Origin of the sequence: Desulfoscipio geothermicus DSM 3669 (assembly GCF_900115975.1) — a bacterium.
GTDB classification, from domain to species: domain Bacteria; phylum Bacillota; class Desulfotomaculia; order Desulfotomaculales; family Desulfallaceae; genus Desulfoscipio; species Desulfoscipio geothermicus.
Genome location: NZ_FOYM01000010.1, coordinates 26,984 through 51,702 on the forward strand (window position 1 = coordinate 26,984; position 24,719 = coordinate 51,702).

General features: G+C 53.0%; 30 protein-coding genes. 24 read left to right on the forward strand and 6 right to left on the reverse strand.

Annotated elements, in window-relative coordinates; all coding sequences use genetic code 11:
• The first annotated feature begins 74 nt into the window (after positions 1–74).
• From BM299_RS07480 to BM299_RS07495, 4 genes are all read left to right on the forward strand, one after another.
• On the forward strand, positions 75–1,088 hold the full coding sequence (locus BM299_RS07480) for an ABC transporter substrate-binding protein (RefSeq protein ID WP_245779696.1): 1,014 nt from the start codon (positions 75–77) through the stop codon (positions 1,086–1,088).
• Between the two features lie 147 nt (positions 1,089–1,235).
• Positions 1,236–2,039 (forward strand): ABC transporter permease, encoded by an 804-nt coding sequence (locus BM299_RS07485; protein WP_092482936.1) that lies wholly within the window; start codon positions 1,236–1,238, stop codon positions 2,037–2,039.
• Positions 2,039–2,830: an ABC transporter ATP-binding protein gene (locus BM299_RS07490; protein ID WP_092482852.1), complete on the forward strand. Its 792-nt coding sequence runs from the start codon at positions 2,039–2,041 to the stop codon at positions 2,828–2,830. Before BM299_RS07485 ends, BM299_RS07490 begins: the two co-directional genes overlap by 1 nt.
• 26 nt (positions 2,831–2,856) lie before the next feature.
• Positions 2,857–3,156, forward strand: coding sequence for an MTH1187 family thiamine-binding protein (locus BM299_RS07495; RefSeq protein ID WP_092482853.1), 300 nt, complete (start codon positions 2,857–2,859; stop codon positions 3,154–3,156).
• Positions 3,157–3,329: 173 nt separating this feature from the next.
• On the opposite strand, the gene BM299_RS07500 is transcribed toward BM299_RS07495, so the two are convergent.
• Positions 3,330–3,668 carry a nucleotidyltransferase domain-containing protein gene (locus BM299_RS07500; protein WP_092482854.1) on the reverse strand — a complete coding sequence of 113 codons (339 nt, stop codon included), beginning with the start codon at positions 3,666–3,668 and terminating at the stop codon, positions 3,330–3,332.
• Positions 3,635–4,027, reverse strand: a complete 393-nt coding sequence (locus BM299_RS07505; protein ID WP_092482855.1) for a HEPN domain-containing protein — start codon at positions 4,025–4,027, stop codon at positions 3,635–3,637. Before BM299_RS07505 ends, BM299_RS07500 begins: the two co-directional genes overlap by 34 nt.
• Positions 4,028–4,161: 134 nt before the next feature.
• Here BM299_RS07505 and BM299_RS19270 point away from each other — a divergent pair, with 134 nt between their 5' ends.
• From BM299_RS19270 to BM299_RS07545, 9 genes are all read left to right on the forward strand, one after another.
• Positions 4,162–4,314 (forward strand): hypothetical protein, encoded by a 153-nt coding sequence (locus BM299_RS19270; protein WP_165608232.1) that lies wholly within the window; start codon positions 4,162–4,164, stop codon positions 4,312–4,314.
• Positions 4,315–4,349: 35 nt separating this feature from the next.
• Positions 4,350–5,990, forward strand: a complete 1,641-nt coding sequence (locus tag BM299_RS07510) for a recombinase family protein (RefSeq protein ID WP_092482856.1) — start codon at positions 4,350–4,352, stop codon at positions 5,988–5,990.
• Between the two features lie 9 nt (positions 5,991–5,999).
• Positions 6,000–6,599 (forward strand): chymotrypsin family serine protease, encoded by a 600-nt coding sequence (locus BM299_RS07515; protein ID WP_207545149.1) that lies wholly within the window; start codon positions 6,000–6,002, stop codon positions 6,597–6,599.
• A 62-nt stretch (positions 6,600–6,661) separates the two neighbouring features.
• On the forward strand, positions 6,662–7,051 hold the full coding sequence (locus tag BM299_RS07520) for a hypothetical protein (protein WP_092482857.1): 390 nt from the start codon (positions 6,662–6,664) through the stop codon (positions 7,049–7,051).
• A 281-nt stretch (positions 7,052–7,332) separates the two neighbouring features.
• A complete protein-coding gene (locus BM299_RS07525) occupies positions 7,333–8,979 on the forward strand; it encodes a CAP domain-containing protein (protein ID WP_092482858.1) in 1,647 nt (548 codons plus the stop codon).
• 143 nt (positions 8,980–9,122) lie between these two features.
• Positions 9,123–10,664 carry a DUF3794 and LysM peptidoglycan-binding domain-containing protein gene (locus BM299_RS07530; protein ID WP_092482859.1) on the forward strand — a complete coding sequence of 514 codons (1,542 nt, stop codon included), beginning with the start codon at positions 9,123–9,125 and terminating at the stop codon, positions 10,662–10,664.
• 37 nt (positions 10,665–10,701) lie between these two features.
• Positions 10,702–11,811 carry an SPOCS domain-containing protein gene (locus BM299_RS07535; RefSeq protein ID WP_092482860.1) on the forward strand — a complete coding sequence of 370 codons (1,110 nt, stop codon included), beginning with the start codon at positions 10,702–10,704 and terminating at the stop codon, positions 11,809–11,811.
• A 157-nt stretch (positions 11,812–11,968) separates the two neighbouring features.
• A complete protein-coding gene (locus BM299_RS07540) occupies positions 11,969–12,271 on the forward strand; it encodes a YbaB/EbfC family nucleoid-associated protein (protein ID WP_092482861.1) in 303 nt (100 codons plus the stop codon).
• Between the two features lie 16 nt (positions 12,272–12,287).
• Positions 12,288–12,530 carry a hypothetical protein gene (locus tag BM299_RS07545; protein ID WP_092482862.1) on the forward strand — a complete coding sequence of 81 codons (243 nt, stop codon included), beginning with the start codon at positions 12,288–12,290 and terminating at the stop codon, positions 12,528–12,530.
• 70 nt (positions 12,531–12,600) lie between these two features.
• Here BM299_RS07545 and BM299_RS07550 read toward each other — a convergent pair whose 3' ends face one another.
• The gene (locus BM299_RS07550; protein ID WP_092482863.1) at positions 12,601–13,077 is read right to left on the reverse strand and encodes a hypothetical protein; all 477 of its coding nucleotides are present in this window, start codon (positions 13,075–13,077) and stop codon (positions 12,601–12,603) included.
• Positions 13,078–13,194: 117 nt separating this feature from the next.
• Between BM299_RS07550 and BM299_RS07555 the strand changes: the two genes are divergently transcribed.
• The 3 genes from BM299_RS07555 (at position 13,195) to BM299_RS07565 (ending at position 14,917) form a co-directional block, all read left to right on the forward strand.
• Positions 13,195–13,782: a hypothetical protein gene (locus tag BM299_RS07555; protein WP_131820617.1), complete on the forward strand. Its 588-nt coding sequence runs from the start codon at positions 13,195–13,197 to the stop codon at positions 13,780–13,782.
• Between the two features lie 33 nt (positions 13,783–13,815).
• Positions 13,816–14,049 (forward strand): heavy-metal-associated domain-containing protein, encoded by a 234-nt coding sequence (locus BM299_RS07560; RefSeq protein ID WP_092482865.1) that lies wholly within the window; start codon positions 13,816–13,818, stop codon positions 14,047–14,049.
• Between the two features lie 421 nt (positions 14,050–14,470).
• Positions 14,471–14,917 (forward strand): DMT family transporter, encoded by a 447-nt coding sequence (locus BM299_RS07565; protein ID WP_092482866.1) that lies wholly within the window; start codon positions 14,471–14,473, stop codon positions 14,915–14,917.
• Here the strand turns inward: BM299_RS07565 and BM299_RS07570 are convergent.
• Entirely contained in the window at positions 14,906–15,625 is a 720-nt protein-coding gene (locus BM299_RS07570; protein WP_245779690.1) for a ZIP family metal transporter, read from the reverse strand. The two genes, BM299_RS07565 and BM299_RS07570, sit on opposite strands and share 12 nt — an antisense overlap.
• Positions 15,626–15,646: 21 nt before the next feature.
• Entirely contained in the window at positions 15,647–16,192 is a 546-nt protein-coding gene (locus BM299_RS07575) for a L,D-transpeptidase family protein (RefSeq protein WP_092482867.1), read from the reverse strand.
• Between the two features lie 259 nt (positions 16,193–16,451).
• Between BM299_RS07575 and ispE the strand changes: the two genes are divergently transcribed.
• The 7 genes from ispE (at position 16,452) to BM299_RS07610 (ending at position 23,109) form a co-directional block, all read left to right on the forward strand.
• Positions 16,452–17,306, forward strand: a complete 855-nt coding sequence (gene ispE / locus BM299_RS07580) for a 4-(cytidine 5'-diphospho)-2-C-methyl-D-erythritol kinase (RefSeq protein WP_092482868.1) — start codon at positions 16,452–16,454, stop codon at positions 17,304–17,306.
• A 70-nt stretch (positions 17,307–17,376) separates the two neighbouring features.
• Entirely contained in the window at positions 17,377–18,066 is a 690-nt protein-coding gene (locus BM299_RS07585) for a GntR family transcriptional regulator (protein ID WP_092482869.1), read from the forward strand.
• The gene (locus tag BM299_RS07590) at positions 18,059–18,817 is read left to right on the forward strand and encodes a nucleotidyltransferase family protein (RefSeq protein WP_092482870.1); all 759 of its coding nucleotides are present in this window, start codon (positions 18,059–18,061) and stop codon (positions 18,815–18,817) included. Before BM299_RS07585 ends, BM299_RS07590 begins: the two co-directional genes overlap by 8 nt.
• 161 nt (positions 18,818–18,978) lie before the next feature.
• Positions 18,979–20,214, forward strand: a complete 1,236-nt coding sequence (gene ilvA, locus BM299_RS07595; RefSeq protein WP_245779691.1) for a threonine ammonia-lyase — start codon at positions 18,979–18,981, stop codon at positions 20,212–20,214.
• 116 nt (positions 20,215–20,330) lie between these two features.
• The gene (gene spoVG, locus BM299_RS07600) at positions 20,331–20,600 is read left to right on the forward strand and encodes a septation regulator SpoVG (RefSeq protein WP_092482871.1); all 270 of its coding nucleotides are present in this window, start codon (positions 20,331–20,333) and stop codon (positions 20,598–20,600) included.
• A 157-nt stretch (positions 20,601–20,757) separates the two neighbouring features.
• Positions 20,758–22,140: a bifunctional UDP-N-acetylglucosamine diphosphorylase/glucosamine-1-phosphate N-acetyltransferase GlmU gene (glmU, locus tag BM299_RS07605; RefSeq protein ID WP_092482872.1), complete on the forward strand. Its 1,383-nt coding sequence runs from the start codon at positions 20,758–20,760 to the stop codon at positions 22,138–22,140.
• A gap of 24 nt (positions 22,141–22,164) precedes the next feature.
• Positions 22,165–23,109: a ribose-phosphate diphosphokinase gene (locus BM299_RS07610; RefSeq protein ID WP_092482873.1), complete on the forward strand. Its 945-nt coding sequence runs from the start codon at positions 22,165–22,167 to the stop codon at positions 23,107–23,109.
• Between the two features lie 127 nt (positions 23,110–23,236).
• On the opposite strand, the gene BM299_RS07615 is transcribed toward BM299_RS07610, so the two are convergent.
• On the reverse strand, positions 23,237–23,959 hold the full coding sequence (locus tag BM299_RS07615; protein ID WP_092482874.1) for a PRC-barrel domain-containing protein: 723 nt from the start codon (positions 23,957–23,959) through the stop codon (positions 23,237–23,239).
• Positions 23,960–24,067: 108 nt separating this feature from the next.
• Between BM299_RS07615 and BM299_RS07620 the strand changes: the two genes are divergently transcribed.
• Positions 24,068–24,688 (forward strand): 50S ribosomal protein L25, encoded by a 621-nt coding sequence (locus BM299_RS07620; protein ID WP_092482875.1) that lies wholly within the window; start codon positions 24,068–24,070, stop codon positions 24,686–24,688.
• Positions 24,689–24,719: the final 31 nt, after the last annotated feature.

A 24,719-nucleotide genomic window follows, 5' to 3' on the forward strand; every position in this document is an offset into this window, starting at 1 on the left:
AAAATGTGCAGGTTTGTCGAAATTGCTTTAACACACTAAATTATTAACTGATTTAGGAGGATGTAACATTGAGGATGCGCGTTTATAAGATGGTTGCGCTGGTGCTGGTGATGAGCCTGGTACTGGCCCTGGCCGGCTGTGGGGGCGAGGAAAACCAGTCTGCGGGAGACAACCAGCAGGCCGGGGAAAAACCAGAAAAACTGGATAAGGTAAGAATCACCCTGACCACCTGGCCGGGTTACGGCCCGCTGTTCCTGGCACGGGACAAGGGGTTCTTCAAGGAAGAGGGCCTGGAGGAAGTGGAAATCAGCATTATCCAGGGGCTGGCCGAACGCAAACAGGCCCTGGCGGGCAACAAAGTGGACGGAATGGCCACCACCCTGGACATTGAAACCACCCTGGAAGACGCCGGAATCCCGGTGACCATTATCTGGGCGCTGGATGATTCATACGGTGGCGACGGCATCCTGGCCAAAAAGGAAATTGCCGGCCTGAAGGACTTGCAAGGCAAGACTGTGGCCCTGGACGTGGGCACCACCAGCCATATTTTCCTGCTTACCGCCTTGGACAAAGTGGGGCTTTCCGACAGCGACATCACCATGGTGCCGGTTAGTTCCGCCGGCGACGCGGGCGCCGCGTTTGTGGCCGGTAAAGTGGACGCGGCCGTGACTTGGGAGCCCTGGCTGACCAGGGGGGTAAACGAAGGGAACGGCCACCTGCTGATTACTTCCAGAGAGACCCCGGGCCTGATTGTTGACGCTCTGGCCTTCCGCAAAGATTATGCGGACAGCCATCCCCGGGAAATGCAGGCCCTGGTGAACGGTCTGGCCAAGGCCATGAATTATTTTGCAGAGAACCGGGAAGATGCCGTTAAAATCATGGCTGAAGGTTTGGATATGAAGCCGGACAATTTCCTGGCAGGCATCAAGTTATATAACTACGAGGAAAATGTTGAGCTGTTCAATGGCAAAATCCAGGAAACCTTGAATAAGGCCGCTGACTTCTACCTGGAAAAAGAGGTCATCAGTAAAAAGCCCGATACGGAGAGAATGGTTGACGGCAGTTACCTGGCCAATGTTGTCAAATAATAACAGGACCTGGTTTTGACGGGGGGCTTGTCCCCCCTTTATTATACTTATAAAATTAGTTATAACATTGATTGCTAATTTAAGATTTTGGGGGAGCCGAGGTTATGCCCGACTTCTTTTTTATTGAGGGTTAATGAGGGTGAAAAAATGGATGGTGGATTATTAAACAGTAAAAATATGTATAAAAGCTGGACCGACTGTCTGGGCGCCGCGCACTTTGCCCTGGTATTTGCTCTGTGGTCCGCCCTGGCCTACGCGGGGGTTGTTTCCAATACTTTCCTGCCAACTCCCGACCAGGTTTTGCAAACAGCTTATCGGATGGTTGTGGACCCGGCTGGGGATAATCTTTTGCACCATGCTTTGATCAGCACGCTCAGGGTAACTGTCGGGTTTTTTATTTCCGCTGTTTTGGCGGTGCCCCTGGGGATATTTATGGGAACGCTGCCCAAAGTACGGGCGTTTTTTGAGCCCATGATGGGATTTATCCGGTATATGCCGGCATCGGCGTTCATTCCCCTGTTTATTCTGTGGATCGGACTTGGAGAGCCGGAAAAGGTGATGGTTATTTTTTGGGGCACCTTTTTCCAGCAGGCCTTGATGGTCATGGACGTCACCAAGAATGTGGCCGGGGAACTGGTGGAAGTATCCTACACTTTGGGCGCCAAAAAACTGGCTGTTTTCAGCAAAATCATTTTGCCCGCTTCCCTGCCCGGCATCATAGACACGTTGCGCATTACCTTCGGCTGGGCCTGGACCTACCTCATCGTAGCGGAACTGGTCGGCGCCAGCTCGGGGTTGGGCTATGTGATTATCCAGGCCGGCCGGTTTTTGAAAACCGATGTGATTTTTGTGGGCATTTTGGTTATCGGGCTTCTGGGGATGCTCACTGATTTGATTTTTAAACTGCTGTACAGGGTAATGTTCCCCTGGCTGACCAGGGAGGGAGCATGATGCCGGATAATGGCCATAAACTGGTAATCAAGTCGGTTTCCAAGACATTTCAAACCAAAAAGGCCCGGGTGACGGCCCTGCAGGAAACCACCTTTGACGTGCGGGAAGGGGAATTTGTCACTATTTTGGGGCCTTCGGGCTGCGGAAAGTCCACCATATTGCGGGTGGTTGCCGGGCTGGTGGAACCTTCTTCCGGGCAGGTGCTGCTGGACGGCCGGGAAATTAAATCGCCCGGCGCGGACAGGGGGATGGTATTCCAGTCTTATACTTTGTTCCCCTGGTTGACGGTGCAAAAAAACATTGAATTCGGCTTGGAACTGAAAAATGTGGATAAGAGAGCCAGGGCGGAAATAGCACAGCATTACTTGAAGCTGATTGGCTTGAGCGGTTTTGAAAATGTTTACCCGGTTAATCTGAGCGGGGGTATGAAACAGCGGGTGGCCATTGCCCGGGCGCTGGCCAATGAGCCGGAAATCCTGTTGATGGATGAGCCTTTCGGGGCCCTGGACGCCCAGACCAGGACAATTATGCAGGAACTGTTGCTCAGTATTTGGGAGGAGACTAAGAAAACCATCATGTTCGTTACCCACGACGTGGAGGAGGCCATTTTCCTGGGAGACACCATTTACATCATGACTGCCCGGCCCGGCCGGATCAAGGAAAAAATCCGGGTTGGCCTGCCCCGGCCCCGGGATTATGCGGTTAAAGACGCGCCGGAATTTTTGGAGATAAAAAGGCGTATACTGGAATTGATCAGGGAGGAAAGCATCAAGGCGGCCAATGCCGTATAAAAAGATTACCGGAGGTGTTGTAAAAGATGGCGGTGGTCGAGGTCAGCGTGGTGCCCATCGGTACATCAACCCCCGGCTTGAGCGCATATGTGGCTGACTGCCTCAAGGTGCTGCAGCAGGCCGAGGGTATAAAGTATGAACTCACCTCCATGGGTACCATTATTGAGGGCGAGTTGGACCGGGTGCTGGACGTGGTCAGGCAGATGCACGAAGTGCCCTTTGCCGGGGGCGTGAGCCGGGTGGTCACTACAGTTAAAATCGACGACAGGCGCGACAAGGCTCATACCATGGCCGGCAAGGTATCCGCCGTAAAGTCCAAATTATAAATGTATTGGTAAAAAAGGGGACAGGCACCTTTTTCAAAAAACGAAAAAGGAGCCAGTCCCCTTTTTTGTCCGGGCACCTTTTTCAAAAAAACGAAAAAGAACGGGGTGCTTTGTGGGCGCGTTTATAAATAAATTTTCTTATAAACCCCCGGTAAAACGGGGGTTTTCGCAAATTAAAATTGATATTCAATAGTCTGTGGTTCAGTCAGCACTTCGTAAAGGAAGCTGGCTTTTTGTTTTTGTACATCGAATTCCTCGGGGGTGTAAGCTAAAGGCTCGATAGGTTCCATAATTTCCGCAATAGCACGACCTAGTAATTCACAACGTTGCATAAAATCTAAACCTTTGAAGCTATTGGAGATAACAACAAGGTCGATATCACTATGCTCTCCTGCTGTTCCTTTGGCCTGGGAGCCAAACAAGAAAATCTTTTCTGTTTTTATACCTTGCTTTGCCAGGGCTTTGTTAAATGCTATGATTATCGTTTCAATTTCGGGTCTAGGGCTATACATTTTATCACATCCTCGGATTTAACCAGATAATCTTTAGCAATGACTTTATTGAATTTTGCCAATGCAGATTTCAGTTCTTCCGGATATCTGGTGGTAATGGCAGCTGTATTGATTGTTGCAAGGAATTCTTTTTGCTCCTTGGTTAACTCGGCTGATGCCAGCTGCATTAACCTGATGAGGTTATGTATTTTAGGCGGGATTTTTCCGGTTGATGCGTTTACCAGTGCTTTTAACGCTTTTTCAATGGCCAGGTGGCACATATAAACGGTGTAAATATACCTGCCGGCGTTAAACATATCCTTGGCTGTCATTAAGTCATATTCGGCCTGTGTGAGCCATTCAAAAAGGTCTTGCGTCATACAGTTTTTTCCACCCCCTTGGCACTATTTTAGCATGCCAAGGAAATTAAAATCAACGCCAATTTAGAGTTATGGTTGGACAACATATTTCAAATTTTGTAAACGCATATTGTTATAACAGGAGGTGTAAGAGCATGAGGACGGAAGGCAGGCAGGTACAGGTAATGGAGAGGCAAGAGCACATTGCGGTACTCGCCGGTGAAAAGAAAATAAGCGATATGCTGGTTTTCTTGATGTACCGGAAGTTGAAAAATACCCGGGGTAGCCGAACAGGGCTAAATCAATAGGTAAAAAGGAAGTAAATCCTTTTGGAGGGGTTGGGGTGAGTATTGGTATTACTTCCGGCAACGAAACAACAATGGTGGCAATATACGCCCGGCTTAGCGTGAACGAAAACGGCGAGCGGGATGAAAGTCTGGAAACCCAGCGTGATTTGCTGGTCGGATACGTGTTGGAAAATGGTTGGCGATGTTACAAAGTGTACGTTGACAACGATATGTCCGGGGTATATTTCGACCGTCCGGGGCTGATGGAATTGATTAACGATATCAATAACGGCATTATAAAAATCGCAGTGGTTAAAGACCTGTCCAGACTGGGACGAAATAACGGGGAAACGTTAACTTTTCTCGATTTCCTGGCGGAAAAGAATGTCCGGTTGATTGCCCTGGCGGACAACTATGACAGCTTTCGGGATGACGATGAGATCATCGGTATTAGGACCTGGGTGAACGAACATTACGCCCGGGATATTTCAAAAAAGGTGCGGTACAACCTGAAAAAGAAGATGCAGAAAGGCGAGCACCTGGGGCGGCCTCATTTTGGTTATCGGAAATCATCCACTGAAAAAAATAAGCTGGTGGTGGATGAACGTTACCGGGAGATTATTAGAAATATTTTTGAGCTGTATGTCAAGGGTTGGGGATACCGGGCGCTGGCGAATTATGTCCAGAGTCTGGGCGTCCCCACACCCAGCCAGGATAAAGGTTATGCTAAAAGGCCCCAATCCGACCGGTGGAACGAGCAGCATATCCGGCGGATCATCACCAGTCGGGTTTACTGCGGGGACAGCGTGCAGGGGGTAAGCGAAAAAATTTCGTTTAAATCCCGGAAAACTCGGCGAACCGCCAGCGAAAAATGGATAGTCGTGCGCGACGCGCATGAGGCGATCGTAAGCAGGGAAACCTGGGAACTGGCCCAGCGGGTTCGGATGAAGCGGTGGCTTAAAGGAGGGGGACGCAAGAGGAACACAGACAGTCAGCCGCACCTGTTCACGGGTTTTATCGCCTGCGCGACCTGCGGTACATATCATGTATATCGAAAAAAGCAGGGGCGACCGGCGGTTTACGTTTGCGGAAAATACAACAAATACGGGCGTAGCGGCTGTACCAGTCACTACGTCACGGAAGAAAAACTGGTCCAACACATCATCCAGGACGTACAAACCATGGCTGAAGGCGTTTTATTTCATCACCAGTTAGTTGAAAAATATAAAAAGAATGCCTCTTCTATTCACGGTGCTGTCGAAAAAATTAATAAACTGGAAGGTGAAATAGCTGCCAAAAAGAACCAACTGCAAGCGGCCTATCTGGATAAAATTAGGGGAATTATTTCGGAGGAATTGTTTCTTGTAACCAATTCGTTATTGCAAAAAGAAATTGGCCTACTGGCGGGCCGGTTAAGCAAACTACAGGCGGATGTGGCTAATGTTCAGCAGGTTGACCAAAACATTGAGAGGATCAACAATATGAAGCCGGAGCTGTTGAGCGCCGGCGACATCGACAGGGTTTTCCTGGAAAAGTATGTTAAAAAAATAATTGTCCTGGAAGAGGGTGAGGGGATAAGCGAAAAAGTGGCTGAAAAGTATGGACTGGATTTGGTTTTCAGCCGGGATAAGTTGGCGGACATGTCCCGCAAGAGAATCCGGTTAGTAATTCATTACAATTTATTGCCGGAGGCCTAAAAAAATATCTTGAAAACCTGCAGGTTCAATATAGTATCACAACCCGGCCCTTATGACGGGGGTGAAAAGGGTGACCGGATTGCCGAACTTGTTAGGTTTGTGCCCCTGATCAGAAGTTCTCAGGAAGCCTCCTGCCCGGTGGCCTCGGGGGTGGCCGCCGTGGGCAACCGGCTGCTTAAGATGGTGCGTCCGGCTTATGAATTGCGGTTTTACAAGTATAGCCGGGCCATAAATATTGTGGATTGCGCCGTGGCCAAACCAGTGGATCCCGGCTTGATCGGTGATCAAGTTATCGAGCTGGGCGCCATTTCCGGCGTGAGCCAGGCCCGGGAAGGCATGCGGGTGCAAAAGAGCGGCCGGACCAGCGGGGTCACTTCCGGAGACGTTACCGCCATGGGGGTTACTTTGCAGGTGGACCTTTCTGATGAAGAAACGGGTTGGTTCAGCGACCAGGTGGTATCTGATGTAATGTGCAAGCCGGGTGACAGCGGCTCACTAATCCTGGACAAAGAGAATAATGCTGTGGGCTTGCTTTTTGCCGGTTCCGACTCGCATTGCATTTTCAACCGTATTCAAAATGTTATGGAAATGCTGGAAGTGGAGTTTTAAAAATAAGTGTCTTTATACGTTTAGGTGCTTATGTTTTTGCCTTGCCGGGGAGGTTTGTGTGGGTGAAAATTTATCAAACAAATGATGTGGCTCTGACATTTTTTAATGAAATACCGGCTATCGGTCCACGCCTGCCCAGTAAGGAAGATGCTCTGAAAGTGGCCGGCAGTTACCTGCGCCTGATTGAAAAACTTTCCAAGGAAAAGAAGGGCAATCCCAGGTGCAGCATACGCTTTTTAAGGCAGGCCGACGGTCGCTACACACTGGTGTTGAAAGGTTCCGGCATGGCCCTGGAAACGCTGAGCAACCTGGATGAGTTGATGTTGCAAAGGTTCAAGCGCGGGTTGAAGAATAAACTGTTTATATTAACCTGCTTTTTTGAGGATAAGGAAGGAACGGTGGTCTGCCTGGCCCTGACCGAAGGGGTGGGGGCGGTGCTCTATTCCCCGTAAAACCAGGGTCGGGCAACACCTCTTTATTCATTTGGTCATAATTCCCATGGATCCGGGATTTTACGTCAGCTTACATTTCCACCAGATATTATAAATATAACAAATTTTATGAGGCATGGCCTTTATTTTCCCAAATTGCTACCCTTAGTATGTACTGGTACTATTATAGTCAGGCATCCATAGGTTGGACAGGCATACCCCTGTCCGCTGCGGGTGTGTCGCCGAAAACTGAGGGATCGGGTTTTGGCGCAAAATAGACATCATGAAAGGAGAGTGTTAATTTGCACTCGCGGACAAAATGGTTGGCGTTGATCCCTGTACTGGCGGTGTTGATGGCCGTTACCCTGCTGGTCGGAGCGGCTCTGGCCGAGGACGGCCCGAATAAGATGGCGGGCCAGGCTCTACAGCCAGCTGAAATAGCTTTGGCAGATGAAAATCCGGCAATAAATAGTGACACTGCGCAGGTCCAGGCGGCAGCGCAGACAAAAGACGGCATCGCTTTGGGCATGCCTTTGGCCGTAGCCGGCACGGAAAATGTACGGATGTCGGCCGAAGACGCCGAGTTGTTGGAACTGATCAACGGGGAAAGGCGGGAAGCCGGCCTGGAACCGCTGGTAGCGGATAATATGCTCATGGTCATGGCCCGGCTGAAAGCCCAAGACATGGCTGAAAAAGGCTACTTGTCCCACCGGTCGCCCGTTTACGGCACCATGGAGGATATGCTGCGCGAGGCAGGTTACAGTTACCGGGAAATGGAGGAAAGCCTGGCCCGGGCTTACGATGCGTCGTCCGCCCATCGCCTGTTTATGCGCTACAGCAGCCTGAAAGCACGCGTCCTGAGCCCGGATTTCGACCGCATCGGCGTTTCGGTGGTGCCGGCGGACGGCTATTCCTACGTGGTGGAAGTTTTTGTTGATCTGGAAGATGGGGAGCAGCCGCAAGAACCGCCTGCGGACGCAGGGCGCGACAATGACGGCGACTCGAACTCCGGCCAAAACAACAGCGGGGGCAGTGGCGGCACTGAACGCCCGGCGCTCGAGCCCCGTTCCAACCCGCAGCCCGCACCCGGCGCGAATGATGACGAGCGGGAAATGCTTAATCTGGTCAACCGGGAAAGGGTGCAACGGGGCCTGGAACCCCTGCAGTTTGATAGCAGGTTAACGCAACTGGCGCGCCTCAAGGCGCAGGATATGGTGGAAAACAATTACTTCAGCCATACCTCGCCCACTTACGGTTCACCCTTTGAAATGATGCGGGAGGCCGGCATCCGGTACGTTTACGCCGGGGAAAACTTGGCCATGGCGCCGTCGGTGCAGCGGGCCCACGATGGGCTGATGAATTCCAGCGGCCACCGGGCCAACATATTGAGTGATAACTTTGACCGGGTGGGCATTGGCGTGGTCAGCCGGGGTTATTACAAGTACTTCGTTCAGATGTTTACCGGCGGGCAGCGGGATGCGAGCCCCGCACCGGCTCCCCGGCCACAGCCCGAGCCGAGCCCGCAGCCTGAACCCCAGCCTCAGCCCGGCTCCGGTGTTGATTATTTGACACAAGATGAGCGGCAAATGTTCCAACTGGTTAACCAGGAACGGGCCCGGTACGGGGTACCTGCCCTGCGGCCCAACTATGAACTGGTCAAGCTGGCCAGGCTGAAAGCCGGTGACATGATCGAGAAGAACTATTTCAGTCATACTTCACCCACTTACGGGTCGCCATTCGACATGATGCGGCAGTTCGGCATCAGTTACAGTTACGCCGGGGAAAACCTGGCCGGCGCGCCCTCGGTAAGCATGGCGCATGAGAATTTGATGAATTCTTCCGGCCACCGGCGCAATATTTTAAACAGCAACTTCACGGAAGTGGGTATCGGCATAGTAAACGGCGGCCCCTACGGTAAAATGTTTGTCCAGATGTTTATTCAACCATAAATATCAAATTAAACTAAAAAATACAAAGAAGGACTGTATTGTCCTTCTTTTTTTTTCCTTTTAGGTTGTCAGGGCAAATTTCTGCACATTTCAAATTCTCATTCATATACTATTATAGAACTCTCATGAAAGGAGGAGATTGCATGGTTGCTGCCAATAGTCCGGTTAAGGAAAGAATCACCGTTAATCAAGTTGTAGCCGAAAATTCCCAGCAGGCTGTGGTACGCGGAACCATTAAAGTGCCTGACCCCAAACCGGATGTGGATCAAATCATTTCCACGGATAAAACGGCCAGCGTTAAAAACACCAGCCTTTTACCGGATAAAGTCGTAGTCGAGGGAATGCTCACCCTGCAGGTTGTATACGTAGCTTTTAAGCCCGACCAGGCGGTGCACCACATGCACGGGCAAGTTCCTTTTACCGCCTATGTTGACCTGCCGGGGGCGCTGCCCGGCATGGATGTGAAGGTAAATGTCGTGGTGGAAGACATCAAGTTAAACCGGAGCAATAAAGACCCCCGAAAATTTGAAGTGGTGGCTGTGCTGGATGTAGAAGCCAAAGTTACCGAAACCCAGGAAGTGGAAGTACTTGTTGAAGCACCTGACGATATGAACGCCAACTACGATATTATTCATATTGACGATGTGGTTGGCCGGGAAACATCACAGGTAATAGTCAGCGACGAGTTTGACAATCCCCCGGAAAAGCCCGAGCCGGAAAAGATTTTGGATGTCGACAGCACCGTCACCATCACCGATGCGCGCATTGTGGCGGATAAAGTGGTTGTGGACGGCGAGGTTACCCTGCAGATCATGTATGTAGCCGCGGTGCCTGAACAGTCCGTGCATGACATGCACCAGACCATCAAGTTTACCGACTATATCGAGGTACCCGGGGCTGAACCGGACATGAATGCGGTCGTGGATGCCATGGTGGAGAACTGTGATGTGGAGATCAAAGGTGATCCCTGGTTTATGGCCGATTGTGTCGTTAAGCTGGATGCCAGGGTTACCGAGCCCAGGGAGGTCAAGGTCGTTACTGATTGTGCCGGCGCTACTGTGGATACCGTAGAGTTGAACGTCGAACAATTAATAGGTGAAAAAACCTCACAGGTAGTGGTCCGGGAAAGCTTTGAAACCCCTGAGCCCAAACCGTGCCCGGAGAAAATCCTTAATGTGACCATTGATGAGATTAAGGTCACGGAAAAGAAAATCATCAAGAATAAGGTCATCACCCGCGGCTACGTCAACGTGAAGATTATATACGTATCGGCCAAACCCGACCAGGCTGTGCATGCCATGCACCAGCAGTTGAATTTCCGTACTTTTGTGGAAATAAAAGGGGCTGTGGAAGGCATGGACGTTGTTGTCAAGCCCATGGTGGAGTATATAAATGCCGAAGCCCAGGCCTGCGACGTAAATATAGAAGCGGTCATCAAGGTGAAGGCGCGGGTTACCCAAACGATGCGGCGGACGGTTTGCGCCGGCATAGTGGCCGAAGAGGAGGAGTGCACTTACCCGGGCGAGATTATCAGTTATACCATCAAACCCGGTGATACGTTCTTTACTCTGGCCCAGAAATACGGCACCACCGTCAATCAAATTCAAAAAGCCAACCCGGGGGTTGACCCGAATAATTTAAAGGTCGGTCAGGTCATCAAAATCCCCTGCGGGGCCAAAGGTTAATTTTACTAATAAAGCCATAAAAAGGAGGTTTAAATACATGCCCATTCAATACTTCTACAGCGAACCGGATAATGTTTTATGCGTTAAAATCAAGGTTCCGGTGGTTTTGGCAGAAGAGGAAATTCAGGTTATTGTAGATAATATTACTACTTTACCGGAACTGGCTCAAAAAGTTGATCATATCGACGCCCGCCTGGATGATTTCAGGGCCAGGCCGGTATTTATCCACGAAAACGGTGATAAATGGGTCAGTGTTATCGAGGAAGAGGGCTGGGAGCGTTTTGGCTGGAAATGGTCGGAACACCGGCAGCCCGCGGTTAAGAAGGTGCTGATTGAAGGTACCCTGCACAAGCAAATTTATTACGTTGATAAAAATGACCATGTCAAGCACGTTGGTGAGGATATCCCCTTTGCCGACGATGTAACCCTGGATGTGGCCCAGCCCGTGGTTGACGAGGATGACGTATTTGTTCAGCTGCATAACAAAAAAATTGATATGCGCTGGGACTTAAGGCGTGGTTCCCGGTTGCAGCAGACCGGGGTCATGATTTTCCAGATCAAGGTAGTGGAAGAGCGTCAAATATTTGTTCAGGTCTGCCCGCAGCTGGACCGCAAGTGCATGCGGGGTGTCAACCTGGTAAAAGACGGTACCTTCGAGGCCTGGGCCACCAACACCAACCCCGTTTTCTGGGGCGCCAGCAATGTGCTGCGCTATAATAACGCTGCCTTGCTGGGCAATATTCCCAACGAGCCGGCTGCCCTGTTCCAGTATGTGGACCGGCAGACCCCGAACATCGTGCCCACCGGTGTGTATCGGTTATGCTTTGACGCCCAGGAAGTGCCCGGTTTCCGGGAAGTGCTGGGCGGCACTGCGTCCTTTACTCTGACGGCGGAACTGTTCTTTTATGATCAATTCGGTAATCTAATCATCGGCGAAACGCAGAGCTGGGGCGCCACCCAAATCCCGGATGCCAGCTTCCAGAACTTCTGCCTAAACGCGGTAGCTCCTGAGGAAGCCAGGGAAGCCTTGGTCCGGTTCTCTTTCGACCCCAACGCGCTGAATACCAGCGCTGTGGTTATCGACAATGTCAAACTGGAATGCCTCCGGGTACAGAACCAGTTTTTCGAGCCGTTTACCCAGGGATAACCACCTTGCTTGATACATTTTCCGTTAAGAGATGGTTCAAGGCCATCTCTTTTTATTTAATCAAATAACAGGAATTTTTTGTTAGCTGCTAATTTAACTATTTTCTATTTTCAGGCATATATTTGATAAGAGCTCTTTTTTAAAAGGAGGAAAGCAAATGAATAATTCGCCGAATATGGCCGGCTTTATGCCGTTAATCCAACAACTCCAGGAACAATTAAAGCAGATGACGGTTAAAATAAGCGCCGGTGAGGGGGCGGTGCAACTGATCATGAACGGCAACCAGGAAGTAGTGCAACTCCACTTCAAACCCGATTTGCTGAAAGACCCGGCCAGGCTGGCCGAGTTGACGGTGGAGGCTTTCAACGAGGGTATGAGAGAGTCCAAGAAGATGGTGCGGGAACAATTATCCAAGCTGACCGGCGGCCTGAATATTCCTTCGGTGCCGGGATTGATCTAAACGGGGTGATAAGCTAATGCCCGGTTTGGAAAAGGGCCTGGAAAAAAGGTTGGTTGACTTGTTGGAGATTAAAAAAAAGCATGACCTGGAAAACGACAAATTTCTGCTATTGCTGGGCATGGTAAACCTGATGGGCATCATCAATATGCTGGAAGAGCGGACGGCGGACGCCGGGCCGGGAAGGGGCGCCCGCCGCCCCCCGGCGCCTTCGGAGATGGCGCCCTTGATGGGTATGTTCGGCCCCAAAGGCAAGCAGTAGAACGACGGCACGGTCAGATGAAATAAAAAAGGGCGCATGGGTATGCTGCCCTGAAAACAAAAAACGAACATTATTTTGTTTTTCCCGTATCATCATCCAGTTTTTCCGGTAATTCCACCGGCAGTACCGATGGAGATGGAGTTGTATTGGTGCTGGTGGTAATTTGCTGGTCGCCGGGTGTAGGATGGTTGCCGGCATTTTCAATGGATGTTCCCGGTTGGTTAATTTCCCAGGGTTGTTCTGAATTTGCATTATCTGGAGCATTATGGGAAACCTGTTCCGCCATCGGCTGGTCATCCGCAGATGTCTCCGTGTTTTGCTCGGCCCCGGGCCCGGCCTGGGGCGTATTACTTTGCGGAGGCAGTATTAGTTGAAATATCCCCTGATGGAAAGTGTGCAGGCCTTTTTGCATTTTCGTTACGGAATTTTGGGTGCCCTCAATTAACTCAATCAGCCGGCGCAACCAGGGGTCCAGTTGTTTGCCTCCGAAGGCCAGCATAATTATAAAAGGTAACATTTCCATGGGGTTCCACTGCGGGCGGGTCAATAAACCTCCTCCTTTCACGAGAATAAATTGCTTAATTAAAAGCCCTGAAATATCTTATGTGGAAAGATCGTGATCTGTTACTTTATGGCAAAATCCTTTTATGAAAGGGGTACTGGCATGGACGGTGATAAGTGCAAAATGGAACAGATATTACTGAAATTGATGGACTATAAATCGCAACAAGGCGTGGACCAGGACGGTATACTGATTATGCTCAGTTTGTTAAACTTAATGGGGATGGTTGAAGCGCTGAACCGCGACGGCGCTGCCGATGCCGCCGGAGAGGGGACCGGCGGCATGGAAGCGCTCCTGGGCTCGCTCATGGCATTGATGGCCGCCGGCAGTATGGGCGGGTCGCGGGCCGGTTCCGGGGGGCAGGCGCCGTTTAACCCGGCGGCACTGCTAAGCCTGTTGGGAAGCCTGGGCGGCAAGGGCGGCTCACCCGACCTGTCCGGCCTGCTGGGGCTTTTAGGGCCGCTGATGGGGGCCTCGGGGCCCTCATTAGCGGGCCAGCAGGTACCGAACAACCGGAACGGGCATGCCGCCGGTCAAAAATCCCGCCCGGTGCAGCGGGAAATCAACCTGGATGCAAAAAGTAAACCCGCTAACGGCAAAAATGAAACCGCTGTACAGCGGCCGCCCCAAAAAGCTTCGGAACAACCGCCCAAACCCGGTGAGGTATTGAAATGGGACTTTGGGACATGATACACATGAAAACTACTTCCGGAGGTGGGCACTGTGAACGATCCCGGCAATACCGTCCGGGAAACCATCTGGTTGGGCGGACTGCGCGATGAGGACGGTAGCAAGGAAGTTGAACATAATTTAATTCAGGTGGACGGAGTGAAGGATGTGGCTGTATCGCTGGACGACGGGGCGGTGACCGTCGCCTACGACGCATCGGTGATTAGCGGCGACTACATTCGCCGCACCCTCAATTCCCTGGGTTATTCACCGTACGTACGCTACTAACGGGCCTGCCTGCCAGGCCCGTTTACAATTCCAAGTATCCAAGTCCCGTTGCGTTATAGAAGCATTATAATCGGGTTTGGTAGTCCCCGTAAGTGATGTTGCGGAGCGCCGGTAACGGGACTTGACGAAGCTGAGGTTGCCGGATTGGCGGGACGAATCGCGCAGGTATAGCTTAACTTTGTAGATAATTGAATGCAATTGTTAATAGTAGACCAATTATAACTATCACGTTGCGCGCAATATGCAGGACCGCCAAATCCGGCCCGAAGCAAGTCATAGTTCCGTCGGCGCGTAGCACCTGAACGTAACGGGGACTACCAAACCCAATTACCAGGCATAAGTAACAAAAATTCCAAACATTTTTGTGGGCGTTGTGGCAAATAATAACCCTTGCGGAACTTGATACGAAAAGGGGATTTTTATGAACATCAAGCTACTGGCCCTGGCCATAGCCGCCCTGTCCGGCGTGACCATGGCGCTGCAGGGCTCCGTCAACAGCGTTCTGGGCAAAATAATCGGCCTTCTGGAGGCCACTTTCATAGTGCACGTGGTGGGGCTGGTGCTGGTGTCCGTGCTGCTGTTTGTTTTTCACCTGGGTGACGGAAACTGGCAGCAGATTGCGGAAGCGCCCTGGTATACCTACCTGGGCGGGGTTCTGGGGGTGGCGATTTTATACGGGGTGGTGCGCACCATTCCCGTCTTGGGGGTGGCGGCGGCCACCACCGCCATTATTGTAGGCCAGGTGTTGACGGCGGCCCTGGTGGACCACCTGGGCCTGTTCGGCCTGGAAAAAATGTCATTCAGCTGGTACCGGGTGGCCGGCACCGTTTTGATGGCCTCGGGGGCTTTTATGCTGTTAAAAAAGTGAATTCAAACGGAGCATAAAGATAAATCCGCCGGCCATGCCGGCCAGCGCAAATATGCCGTGATTGTTAAGCGCGGCGGGCACCAGCTTTTCAACCACGATATAGAGCATCGTCCCGGCGGCCAGGGCCAGCAGCAGGGCGTTGGTGGCGGGGGAAACCCGCAAAATATAGAGGCCCAGCAAAGTGCCCAGCGGGGTGATCAGGCTGACCAGGGCGCTTATGGCCAGCACCCGGCCACCGCCCATGCCGCCGGCACGCAAGGGGGCCGCGGTGGCCATGCCTTCCGGAATGTTGTGCAGCCCGATGGCCAGGGCCAGTACCGGACCCAGGGCAGTGCTGGCGGAATAGCCTGCCGCGATGGCGATTCCTTCCGGTAAGTCATGCAGCGCGATGCCAAGGGCGATCAAATAGCCCATGCGCCGGTAAGCCTGGCTGGAATGACGGCCGGGCAGCAGGGTGTTTAGTGAGTAGTCCAGGGCGGTAACCAGCAAAAAACCGCCCACAAAACCCGACAGGCAAATGGCCGGGCCGCTGTAATAAAGGGAGGACGGCAGCAGGTCCACGATCACCACCGCCCCCATGACACCCGAGGCAAAACCCAGCAGCAGGGATAGCGCATGGTCTTTCATTCGCCCGAACAGCACGACCACGGCAGCCCCCAGGCAGGTGCCCAGACCTGCGATCAGGGCCTCAAAAAGTATTTCAAACAATTTATCACCTTCCCGCCGGGGTCATGGAATGACAATGACCTGCCCCGGAACGATCCGGTCGGGGTCGGCCAGGTTATTGGCTGCAACCAGCGCTTCCAGGGAAACATTAAATGATTGGGCAATTTGCCAGAGGGTATCTCCGGGCTTAACGGTATAGGTTTTCCCCCCGCCGCCGGTTTTGTGAGCGGGGTTGCTGCTTGGCCCGGAACGGGCGTAAATATGTACCGGGGTGCCGATGGAAATTTGCGGAAACAGTTCTTCCACATGATGGTTATACATACGGACGCAGCCATGGGATACGGCCTGCCCGATGGACGACGGGTTGTTGGTGCCGTGGATGCCGTAATTGCCGCCGGGTATGCTCATGCCCATCCAGCGGGTGCCCAGCATTCCGCCGGGGTTGACGATTTTGTTTTTAATATGGTAGTCGCCCGGGGGCGTCGGGGTGGACGGTTTGCCCACGGCCACCGGGTATTCTTTGATCAGCCGGTCACCGTTATAGTGGTGCAGGCGGCGCGCTACGGTATTTATTTTAATCCGGCTCCCACCGCCTCGCTTGTTGGTCATTGGATCACTCCTTGACAAATTCTAAACCGGGGGGCGGCAGTCCACGCAAGTGATGTTGCGGAGCAGTCCCGTCGGCGCGTAGCATTCTGAACGCAGCGGGGACTACCGCCCCCCATAACTGATTTCAACCACGCTATAAATATATGAACCGCCGTGGACAAAAATGTCTTTTGGCAGATATGCCTGCCGGTACTTGTATCTCCGGTATTTTTTGGATATACTTAAAAGCGTTAACTATTTTTGATCAAAGGAGACAACCATGCTGGTTAAAGCCCACGCCAAGATAAACCTGGCGCTGGATGTGCTGGGCACGCGGCCGGACGGATACCATGAACTGGAAACAATCATGCAGACCCTGGAGCTGCACGATGAACTGGAAATAACTACGGCGCCGGATATAACACTGGCCGTGCAGGGGGCGGATTTGCCCGCCGGGCCGGAAAACCTGGCCTACCGGGCAGCGGCGCTCCTGCGGGAGCGGGCCGAGTATGCCGGCGGGGCTGAAATAAGGCTGGTCAAGCGCATCCCCCTGGCGGCGGGTTTGGCCGGGGGGTCGGCGGATGCGGCGGCGGTGCTGCGCGGTTTGAACAAATTGTGGCACCTGGGCCTGGGGCCGGCGGAGCTGGCGGCATTGGGAGCTGAAATAGGCTCGGATGTGCCGTTTTGCCTGTACGGCGGTACCGCCCTGGTTCGGGGACGCGGCGAAGCGGTCACCCCCCTGCGTGATCTGCCGCCGCTGGGGGTGGTGCTGGTCAAACCGCCCTTTGGTGTGAGCACGGCGGAGGTTTACCGGCGTTACGACGCGCTGGTAAATCCGCCGCAGCCCGGTTGCCGAAGGATGCTGGCGGCCGCAAAGCGGGGTGATGCGGCGGATCTGGCCGCCTGCCTGGTCAATTCCCTGGAACCGGTGACCATGTCGTTGCACCCGGTCATTGGTGCAATCAAGCGGGAGTTGTCCGCCGCCGGCGCGCTGGGGGTTTTGATGAGCGGCAGCGGGCCCACCGTGTTTGGTTTGTTTAAAAGCCGGGCATCGGCGGAGCGGGCCGCCGGTATGATACGGCAAGAAGATTGTTGGGTTACCGCCACCTGTTTTCACGGTGCCGGGCGGGAATAAGTACCAACCTTGCGCATAACATTTAAAAAATGGTAAAATAAAATGCAGTAATCGAAGGAGGCGGGGGAATATGGACGAACCCAGATTGATACCCATTAAATTAGATAATTATAAGCCCCTGCGGGAACTGGTTTTTGAAACATTACGGGAAGCGATAATTCAGGGCCGGCTCAAGCCGGGTGAAAGATTGATGGAGATTCAACTGGCGGAAGAAATGGGGGTTAGCCGCACGCCGGTGCGGGAGGCCATCAGAAAGCTGGAGTTGGAAGGCTTTGTGGTTATGGTGCCCCGCAAGGGGGCCTACGTGGCGGGCATCTCCGTCAAGGACATCGTGGACATTTTTGAGATACGGGCGTCGCTGGAAGCCCTGGCGGCGGGCCTGGCGGCCGAAAGGGCCACCGCCGAGGAATTGGAGGAGATGGAACGGGCCGTATTACAAAATTATGAGGTAAGCAACAGCCAGAGTTTGGATACCGTAGTGGAAAGGGATATCAATTTCCACGATTTAATATACAAAGCCAGCAGGAACCAGCGTCTGGTGCAGATTATCATTCATTTGAAGGAACAAATCCAGCGTTTCCGAACCACGTCGCTTTCCCAGCCCGGGCGGATCAAAGAAGCGGTGCATGAACACAAAAATATAGTGGAGGCCATCAACGACCGCAATGTGGAGCTGGCCGCCACCCTGGCCCGGGAACATATTGAAACGGCGGAACAAATATTCCTGAATGCCATGGGGGAGGCCAAAAAAATTGATTGACGCGCTGGTACTGGCCGGCAGTCCCAACGACGGCCCTCTGCGGTCCTGTAGCCCGGCCAGGTACGAAGCCTTGATTCCGATTCGGGGTAAATTAATGGTGGAATACGTGGTGGAGGCGCTCAGGCAGTGCAAGCGCATCGACCGGGTCGTCATTGTGGGCCCCCGTGAAGAGCTGGCGGCCAATTTAAAGCTGAACAGCAGGGAATGCGTGGTTGACCACGGCGGCGACCTTACGGAAAATGTGCTGCGGGGGTTGAAATGCCTGCCCGGCGCCGAAAGGGTTTTGCTGGTGACCTCGGATATTCCGCTGATTAACAGCCAGGCCATCGATAATTTCCTGGACCTGTGCAGCGAAGAGGAGGCGGACCTGTACTACCCCATCGTGCGCCGCGAAGTGGTGGAAAGGCGGTATGCCGCCTCCATGCGGACCTACGTGCAGCTGAAGGACGGCGTATACACCGGCGGCAACATTTTTTTGTTCAACCCCGGCGTTGTGGAGGATTGCATGCCCCGGGGGCAAAAGCTGGTGGATGCCCGGAAGAGCCCTCTGAAGCTATGCCGCCTGGTCGGTTTTATATTTTTAATAAAGTTTTTGATGAAGAATGTTTCCCTGCAGGAAGCCCAGAAAAAGGTGTCCCGCCTGCTGGGCATCAAGGGCCGGGTGGTGGTCAGCATGTACCCGGAAGTGGGTGTGGATGTGGATAAACCCAGTGACCTGGAACTGGTTAACAAGCTGCTGGATCTGGCATGATAAGTTTTCCCCGGGGTTTTAATCCCGGGGTTTGATTTTTTATTGTTAAGGAAAGTATACGCGAAAAAGGGGACTGGCTCCTTTTTCGTATTTTGAAAAAGGTGCCTGTCCCCTTTTTCTTGGAGAAAATGTATATTCTTATCAAAGGATGGGGGAAAATAGTGGAAACAAAGGAAAGGAAGGATGTCATGCCCCTGTCTGCCAGCCGGGTTGATGACGCGGCGTCAGTGCTGGCGGGGATCGTCCACCGCACGGCCGTAGATTATTCCAGCACGTTCAGTGAACTGACCGGCAGCCAGGTTTACTTCAAGACTGAGAACCTGCAGAAGACCGGTTCTTTTAAGATAAGGGGCGCCTACTATAAAATATCCCGACTCACCGAGGCGCAGCGCGCCCGGGGGGTGATTACCGCTTCCGCCGGAAACCATGCCCAGGGCGTGGCTTATGCCGCGGCCCGGGCCGGCATCGGCGCCACTGTGGTCATGCCGTTGACCGCCCCCATAGCCAAGGTGGAAGCCACCAGAGGTTACGGGGCTGAAGTGGTGCTGGCGGGGCGGGGTTACGACGAGGCTTTCGCAGAGGCCCGGGAACTGCAGGCCAAAACCGGGGCGACGTTCATCCATGGGTTTGACGACCCGGACATTATCGCCGGGCAGGGGACGGTGGGCCTGGAGATACTGGAACAGCTGCCCCATGCGGACGCTGTTATATTACCCGTGGGTGGCGGGGGGCTTGTTGCCGGGACTGCGCTGGCGGTCAAATCCCGCCGTCCGGCGGTAAAGGTCATCGGGGTGCAGTCTGAAGGGGCGCCGGCCATGTGTTTGAGCCACCAGGCCCGTTGCCTGCAAGAATCCGGGAGTGCCTGTACACTGGCCGACGGTATTGCGGTACGCCGCCCCGGCCGGTTGACCTTTGAGCTGGTTTGCCGGTACGTGGACGATGTGGTTACCGTAAGTGACGAGGAAATAGCCCGGGCCATCACCATGCTGCTGGAACGTTCCAAACTGGTGGTGGAAGGAGCCGGCGCGGCGGGACTGGCCGCCTTGATGCAAAAACGGGTGGTTTTGCCGGGTGCAACCGTGGTGGTGGTGCTCAGCGGCGGCAATATTGATATCAATACGGTTTCCATTTTGATTGAACGGGGCTTGCTGCAATCGGGGCGGCGGGTGTACATCCGGGCGATGGTGGACGACCGGCCGGGGATGCTGCAGAAATTGCTGGGTGCCATTGCCGATATGCAGGCCAATATTATCACCGTGGCCCATGACCGGGTTGACCCGCGGGTGCCCCTGAAGAAGGCCGAGGTGAAACTGCTTTTGGAAACGCGCAGCCGGTCGCACGTGCGCGACATCATCAACCGGTTGCGGGAAATTGGCTGGGAAGTGGAGCAAATTTGAAAATTTTCAGGTATAATTTTCTAATATTTTTGGAAAAATGCAGGAATTTTTATCGTTAGATAGAAAATATTAATCATAAAACTTGGCATAATTGGCTTACGGAAGGTGGTGAGTTCATGCACGTTACCGATGTCAGAGTGCGCAAGGTGCTCACGGAAGGGAAGATGAAGGCGATTGTTTCGGTAACACTGGATGACATGTTTGTCATTCATGATGTGAAGGTGGTGGAAGGACAGAACGGGCTATTTGTGGCCATGCCCAGCCGGAAAACCCCCGCCGGGGAATTCAGGGACATTGCCCACCCTATCAATACCGCTGCCCGGGAAATTATCCAGAATGCAGTGCTTGAGGCTTACAACAATGCCACTTATAACAATGCAGTATGATGATAAGAGAGCGCACCGCTCTCTTTTTATATGAAATTACCGGGCATGGAAAAACGGCGGTTTGATAGAGGGAAACAGTGTTTTTTGTTGAATAGAAAATGCGTGTGTCACAATATCAAGTGTCATAATATAATGAAATGGGGGGGTTTTGAACCTGATGCAGTTGGCGGCGGTTATTTTGGCGGCGGGGAAAGGGACCCGGATGAAGTCCGATTTGCCCAAAGTGTTGCACCGGGTTTGCGGTCGGCCCATGGTGGAGCATGTCTTGCGGGCGGTTAAAAATATAGCTTTACATAAGATTGTGCTGGTGGTAGGTCACCAGGGTGAACGGGTGGCGGAATGCATCGGCGGCGGAGTGGAGTTCGCCTTTCAAACCGAGCAACTGGGTACGGCCCACGCGCTCTTGCAAGCCCGTTCCGCACTGGATGGCTTTGACGGTCACATACTGGTTTTGTGCGGGGATACTCCCCTGGTACGGCCTCGAACCCTGGAAGACCTCTGCCGGGAACACGGCCGAAAAAAGAACGCCGCTACTGTGCTGACTGCTATTTTGCCTGACCCCACGGGGTACGGGCGGGTAATCCGTTTTTCCGGCGGCCAGGTGCAAAAAATTGTCGAACAAAAGGACGCCGGCCCGGCGGAACTGGCAGTGCGGGAAATCAATACGGGGATTTATTGTTTCCAGGCCCGGGGGCTTTTTGAGGCTCTGGCCAATTTGCGCCCGGATAACGCCCAGGGTGAATATTACCTTACCGATATCATTGAGTTTTACATGTCGCAGGGCAGGCCGGTGGGCGCCGTGAGCATTGATGATCCCGCCGAAATAACGGGTATCAACGACCGGTGCCAGCTGGCCGCCGCGGAGAAATTATTGCGCCGTCGCGTTCTGGATAAACTAATGCAATCGGGCGTTACCGTGTTGGACCCGGATTCCACCTTCATTGATGATACCGTAGAAATCGGAGCGGATTCAGTTATTTATCCTTTTACAATAATAGAAGGAAAATCGAACATTGGCGAGAATTGTACTATAGGGCCGTCTTCCCGCCTGGTCAACGCCCATCTGGGCGACCGTATTATTGTACAAAACTCCGTTATTTTGGACAGCCGGGTGGGGGATGGATGCAGCATCGGTCCCTTTGCCTATATTCGCCCGGGCTGTGTGCTGGAGCGAAACATCAAGGTGGGGGATTTTGTGGAATTGAAAAACTCCCGGTTGGCTGACGGCTGTAAAGTACCCCACTTAAGTTACGTCGGCGACGCCGAGGTGGGTCGGGGAGCCAATATCGGTGCCGGCACCATCACCTGTAACTACGACGGGGAAAAGAAGTCGCGCACCCGGATCGGCGACCACGCTTTTATCGGCAGCAATACCAACCTGGTAGCCCCCGTGGAAGTTGGTGACGGGGCGGTGACCGGCGCGGGTTCCACCATCACCCGCGATGTGCCGCCCGGAGCGCTGGGAGTGGCTCGGGGAAAACAAAAAAATATTAGCGGCTGGGCTGCTAAAAAGAAAAAAACGGCTTGTCCTGATAAGTAACTTATATAGTGGAGGTAAAAGCAGATGTCATCCCGACAACGGTTAAAAATATTCACTGGAAACGCCAATGCCGCCCTGGCGGAGGAAATAGCCCATTACCTGGGGGTCTCCGTGGGGGCGGCGAAGGTTAGCCGTTTCAGTGACGGGGAGATTCAGGTTAAAATTAACGAAAGCGTGCGGGGGGCGGATGTTTTTATCATCCAGCCCACCTGTGAGCCGGTCAACGAACACCTGATGGAACTGCTGGTTATGGTGGACGCCGTACGCCGGGCGTCAGCCCGCAGGATTACCGCGGTGATGCCCTATTACGGTTATGCGCGCCAGGACCGTAAAACCCGCGCCCGGGATCCCATCACAGCCAAACTGGTGGCCAACCTGCTTTTTGCCAGCGGGGCCCGGCGGGTTATTACCATGGACCTGCATGCCGGGCAAATCCAAGGTTTTTTTGATATACCGGTGGACCACCTCCCCGGGGTGCCGCTGCTGGCCCAGTACTTCATGCAGCAGAAATTGAAAGACGTGGTGGTGGTGAGCCCCGACCTGGGCGGCGTGCAGCGGGCCCGGGATTTGGCGGAAAGAATCGGCGCTCCCATTGCCATCATCGATAAGCGGCGCCCGGAGCCCAATGTGGCCGAAATTATGAATATTATCGGCGATATTCGCGGCAAAAAGGTGATCATGATTGATGATATTATCGATACGGCCGGCACCATCACCCAAGGGGCGGCCGCCCTGAAGGAGTGGGGGGCGACTGATATTTATGTGTGCTGCACCCACCCCGTACTGAGCGGCCCGGCGGTGGACAGGCTGGTCGGAGCGCCGATCAAGGAAGTGCTGGTTACCAACACCATACCGTTGCCCGAGGACAAAACTTTAGAAAAAATTAAGATTCTTTCCGTGGCTCCGCTGCTGGGCGAGGCAATTATTCGCATTCATGAAGATTTGTCGGTGAGTAAACTTTTTGACTGAAAGTGTGCGTTTGAAAAGGAGCACGGCAGGCTCGAGAACTTCAAGGCGGCGAGGGCCTTGAGAAAAAGAAGCCCCGCTTGGCGGGGCTTCTCGGTGATTGGCCGTTTGCGGTTGGTGATATGGCGGTCTACTCTTTGCCGGGTGGATTGTCGGTATGAGCCGGCTGTTCCTGGTTCGGTTTCGCGCCAACCGGAGTGCTATCCGGCTTATCCTCCGTTTTGTTGCGCTTTAGTTTACCGATGGACTGGTTGACGCTGGAACTAAGTCCCCTGGTTTTCTGAACGGTTGTTTCCCACAGGTTACCGGTGGTATCCTTGATACCGCGCAATTTTTCCTGCAGCCCGCCCTCGAGCTTGATAGTTTTTTCCAGTGCCTGATCGGAACAAACAATCATTTCCTTGCCAACGGTAAGGACGTGGTCGACATCCAAAAAAGCCCTGCCGCTTACTATGCCGCTGATGTAACCACCGCTGAACTCTATGCCCACCAGTTCACCCGAGTCCAGGTTTACGTAATAATCGTCAACTTCACCCAGTATAGTACCGCTTTCGGTTACGACGCGCGTTCCGGTAATTTTGATGTTGTTTTTCACCAGGTTGATGATTTCCGGCAGACTACCGCCTTTTTGTACCGCGGTGCCCTGGTTGACGGTCACGGCATCCTCACCCACACTGCGGACATGGTTGTAAGGGATGAATTTTTGTTCCTGAAACCAACCCTTTTGTTCTATGATCAGGGCGGCCACCCTTTTTGCGATGGGATCAACCACCAGACCCTTGATGGTGCCGATTTGCTGCCCCTCTTGCAGGCTGATTACCGGCATGGAGATAAATTGTTTACTTTTGCGCATTGTCATCCCACCCCCTGACGCCCAAAAGTTTTTTTATTTAATGTTATGTCGGGTGGCTGTTTGATATAACCGCTAACAGGGAATATTATCCCAGAGGAGGTTTTTAATATGTCAGATTTTAATTTACAAGTAAACTATCGGGAAAAGAAAGGTAAGAGCTACCGTAAGGAGTTGGCCCGCCGGGAAATGGTGCCCGGAGTTGTTTACGGTAAGGGGGCGGGCAGTATTCCGGTTGAACTGGAATACAGGTCCTTGCGTACTATATTGCAGCGGGGCGGCAAGCCGGTAATCGACCTGACCGTGCAGGGGCCGGGCGCCGGCGAAACCCGCAATTACAAGGTATTGATCAAGGAAATGCAATACGACCCGATCAAGGGGGACTTGATGAACATAGACTTTCACCAGATCTCCCTGGATGACGATATCCAGACCGCTGTGCCCATCAACTATGTTACCGGCAAGGTAAACGGTATTGTGCAGTACTTGCTGAGGGAATTGCAGGTGTCCTGCCTGCCCGGCGACATCCCGCAGGAAGTAACGGTAAATGTTGACGGCCTGGCGGTCGGGGACACCATCACCGTGCAGGACATCGCGGTGCCGGATAAAGTCACCGTGCTGGATGAGCCTGATACGGCGGTGGTTACCGTGGTGGCGCAGCAGGCAGAAGATAAGCCCGCCGCTGAAGAAGAGGCGGAAGGCGCCGCAGAAGCCGAAGCGCAAGAAGAGTAATTGCGTAACCATTCCTCCTTATCCTGCATAC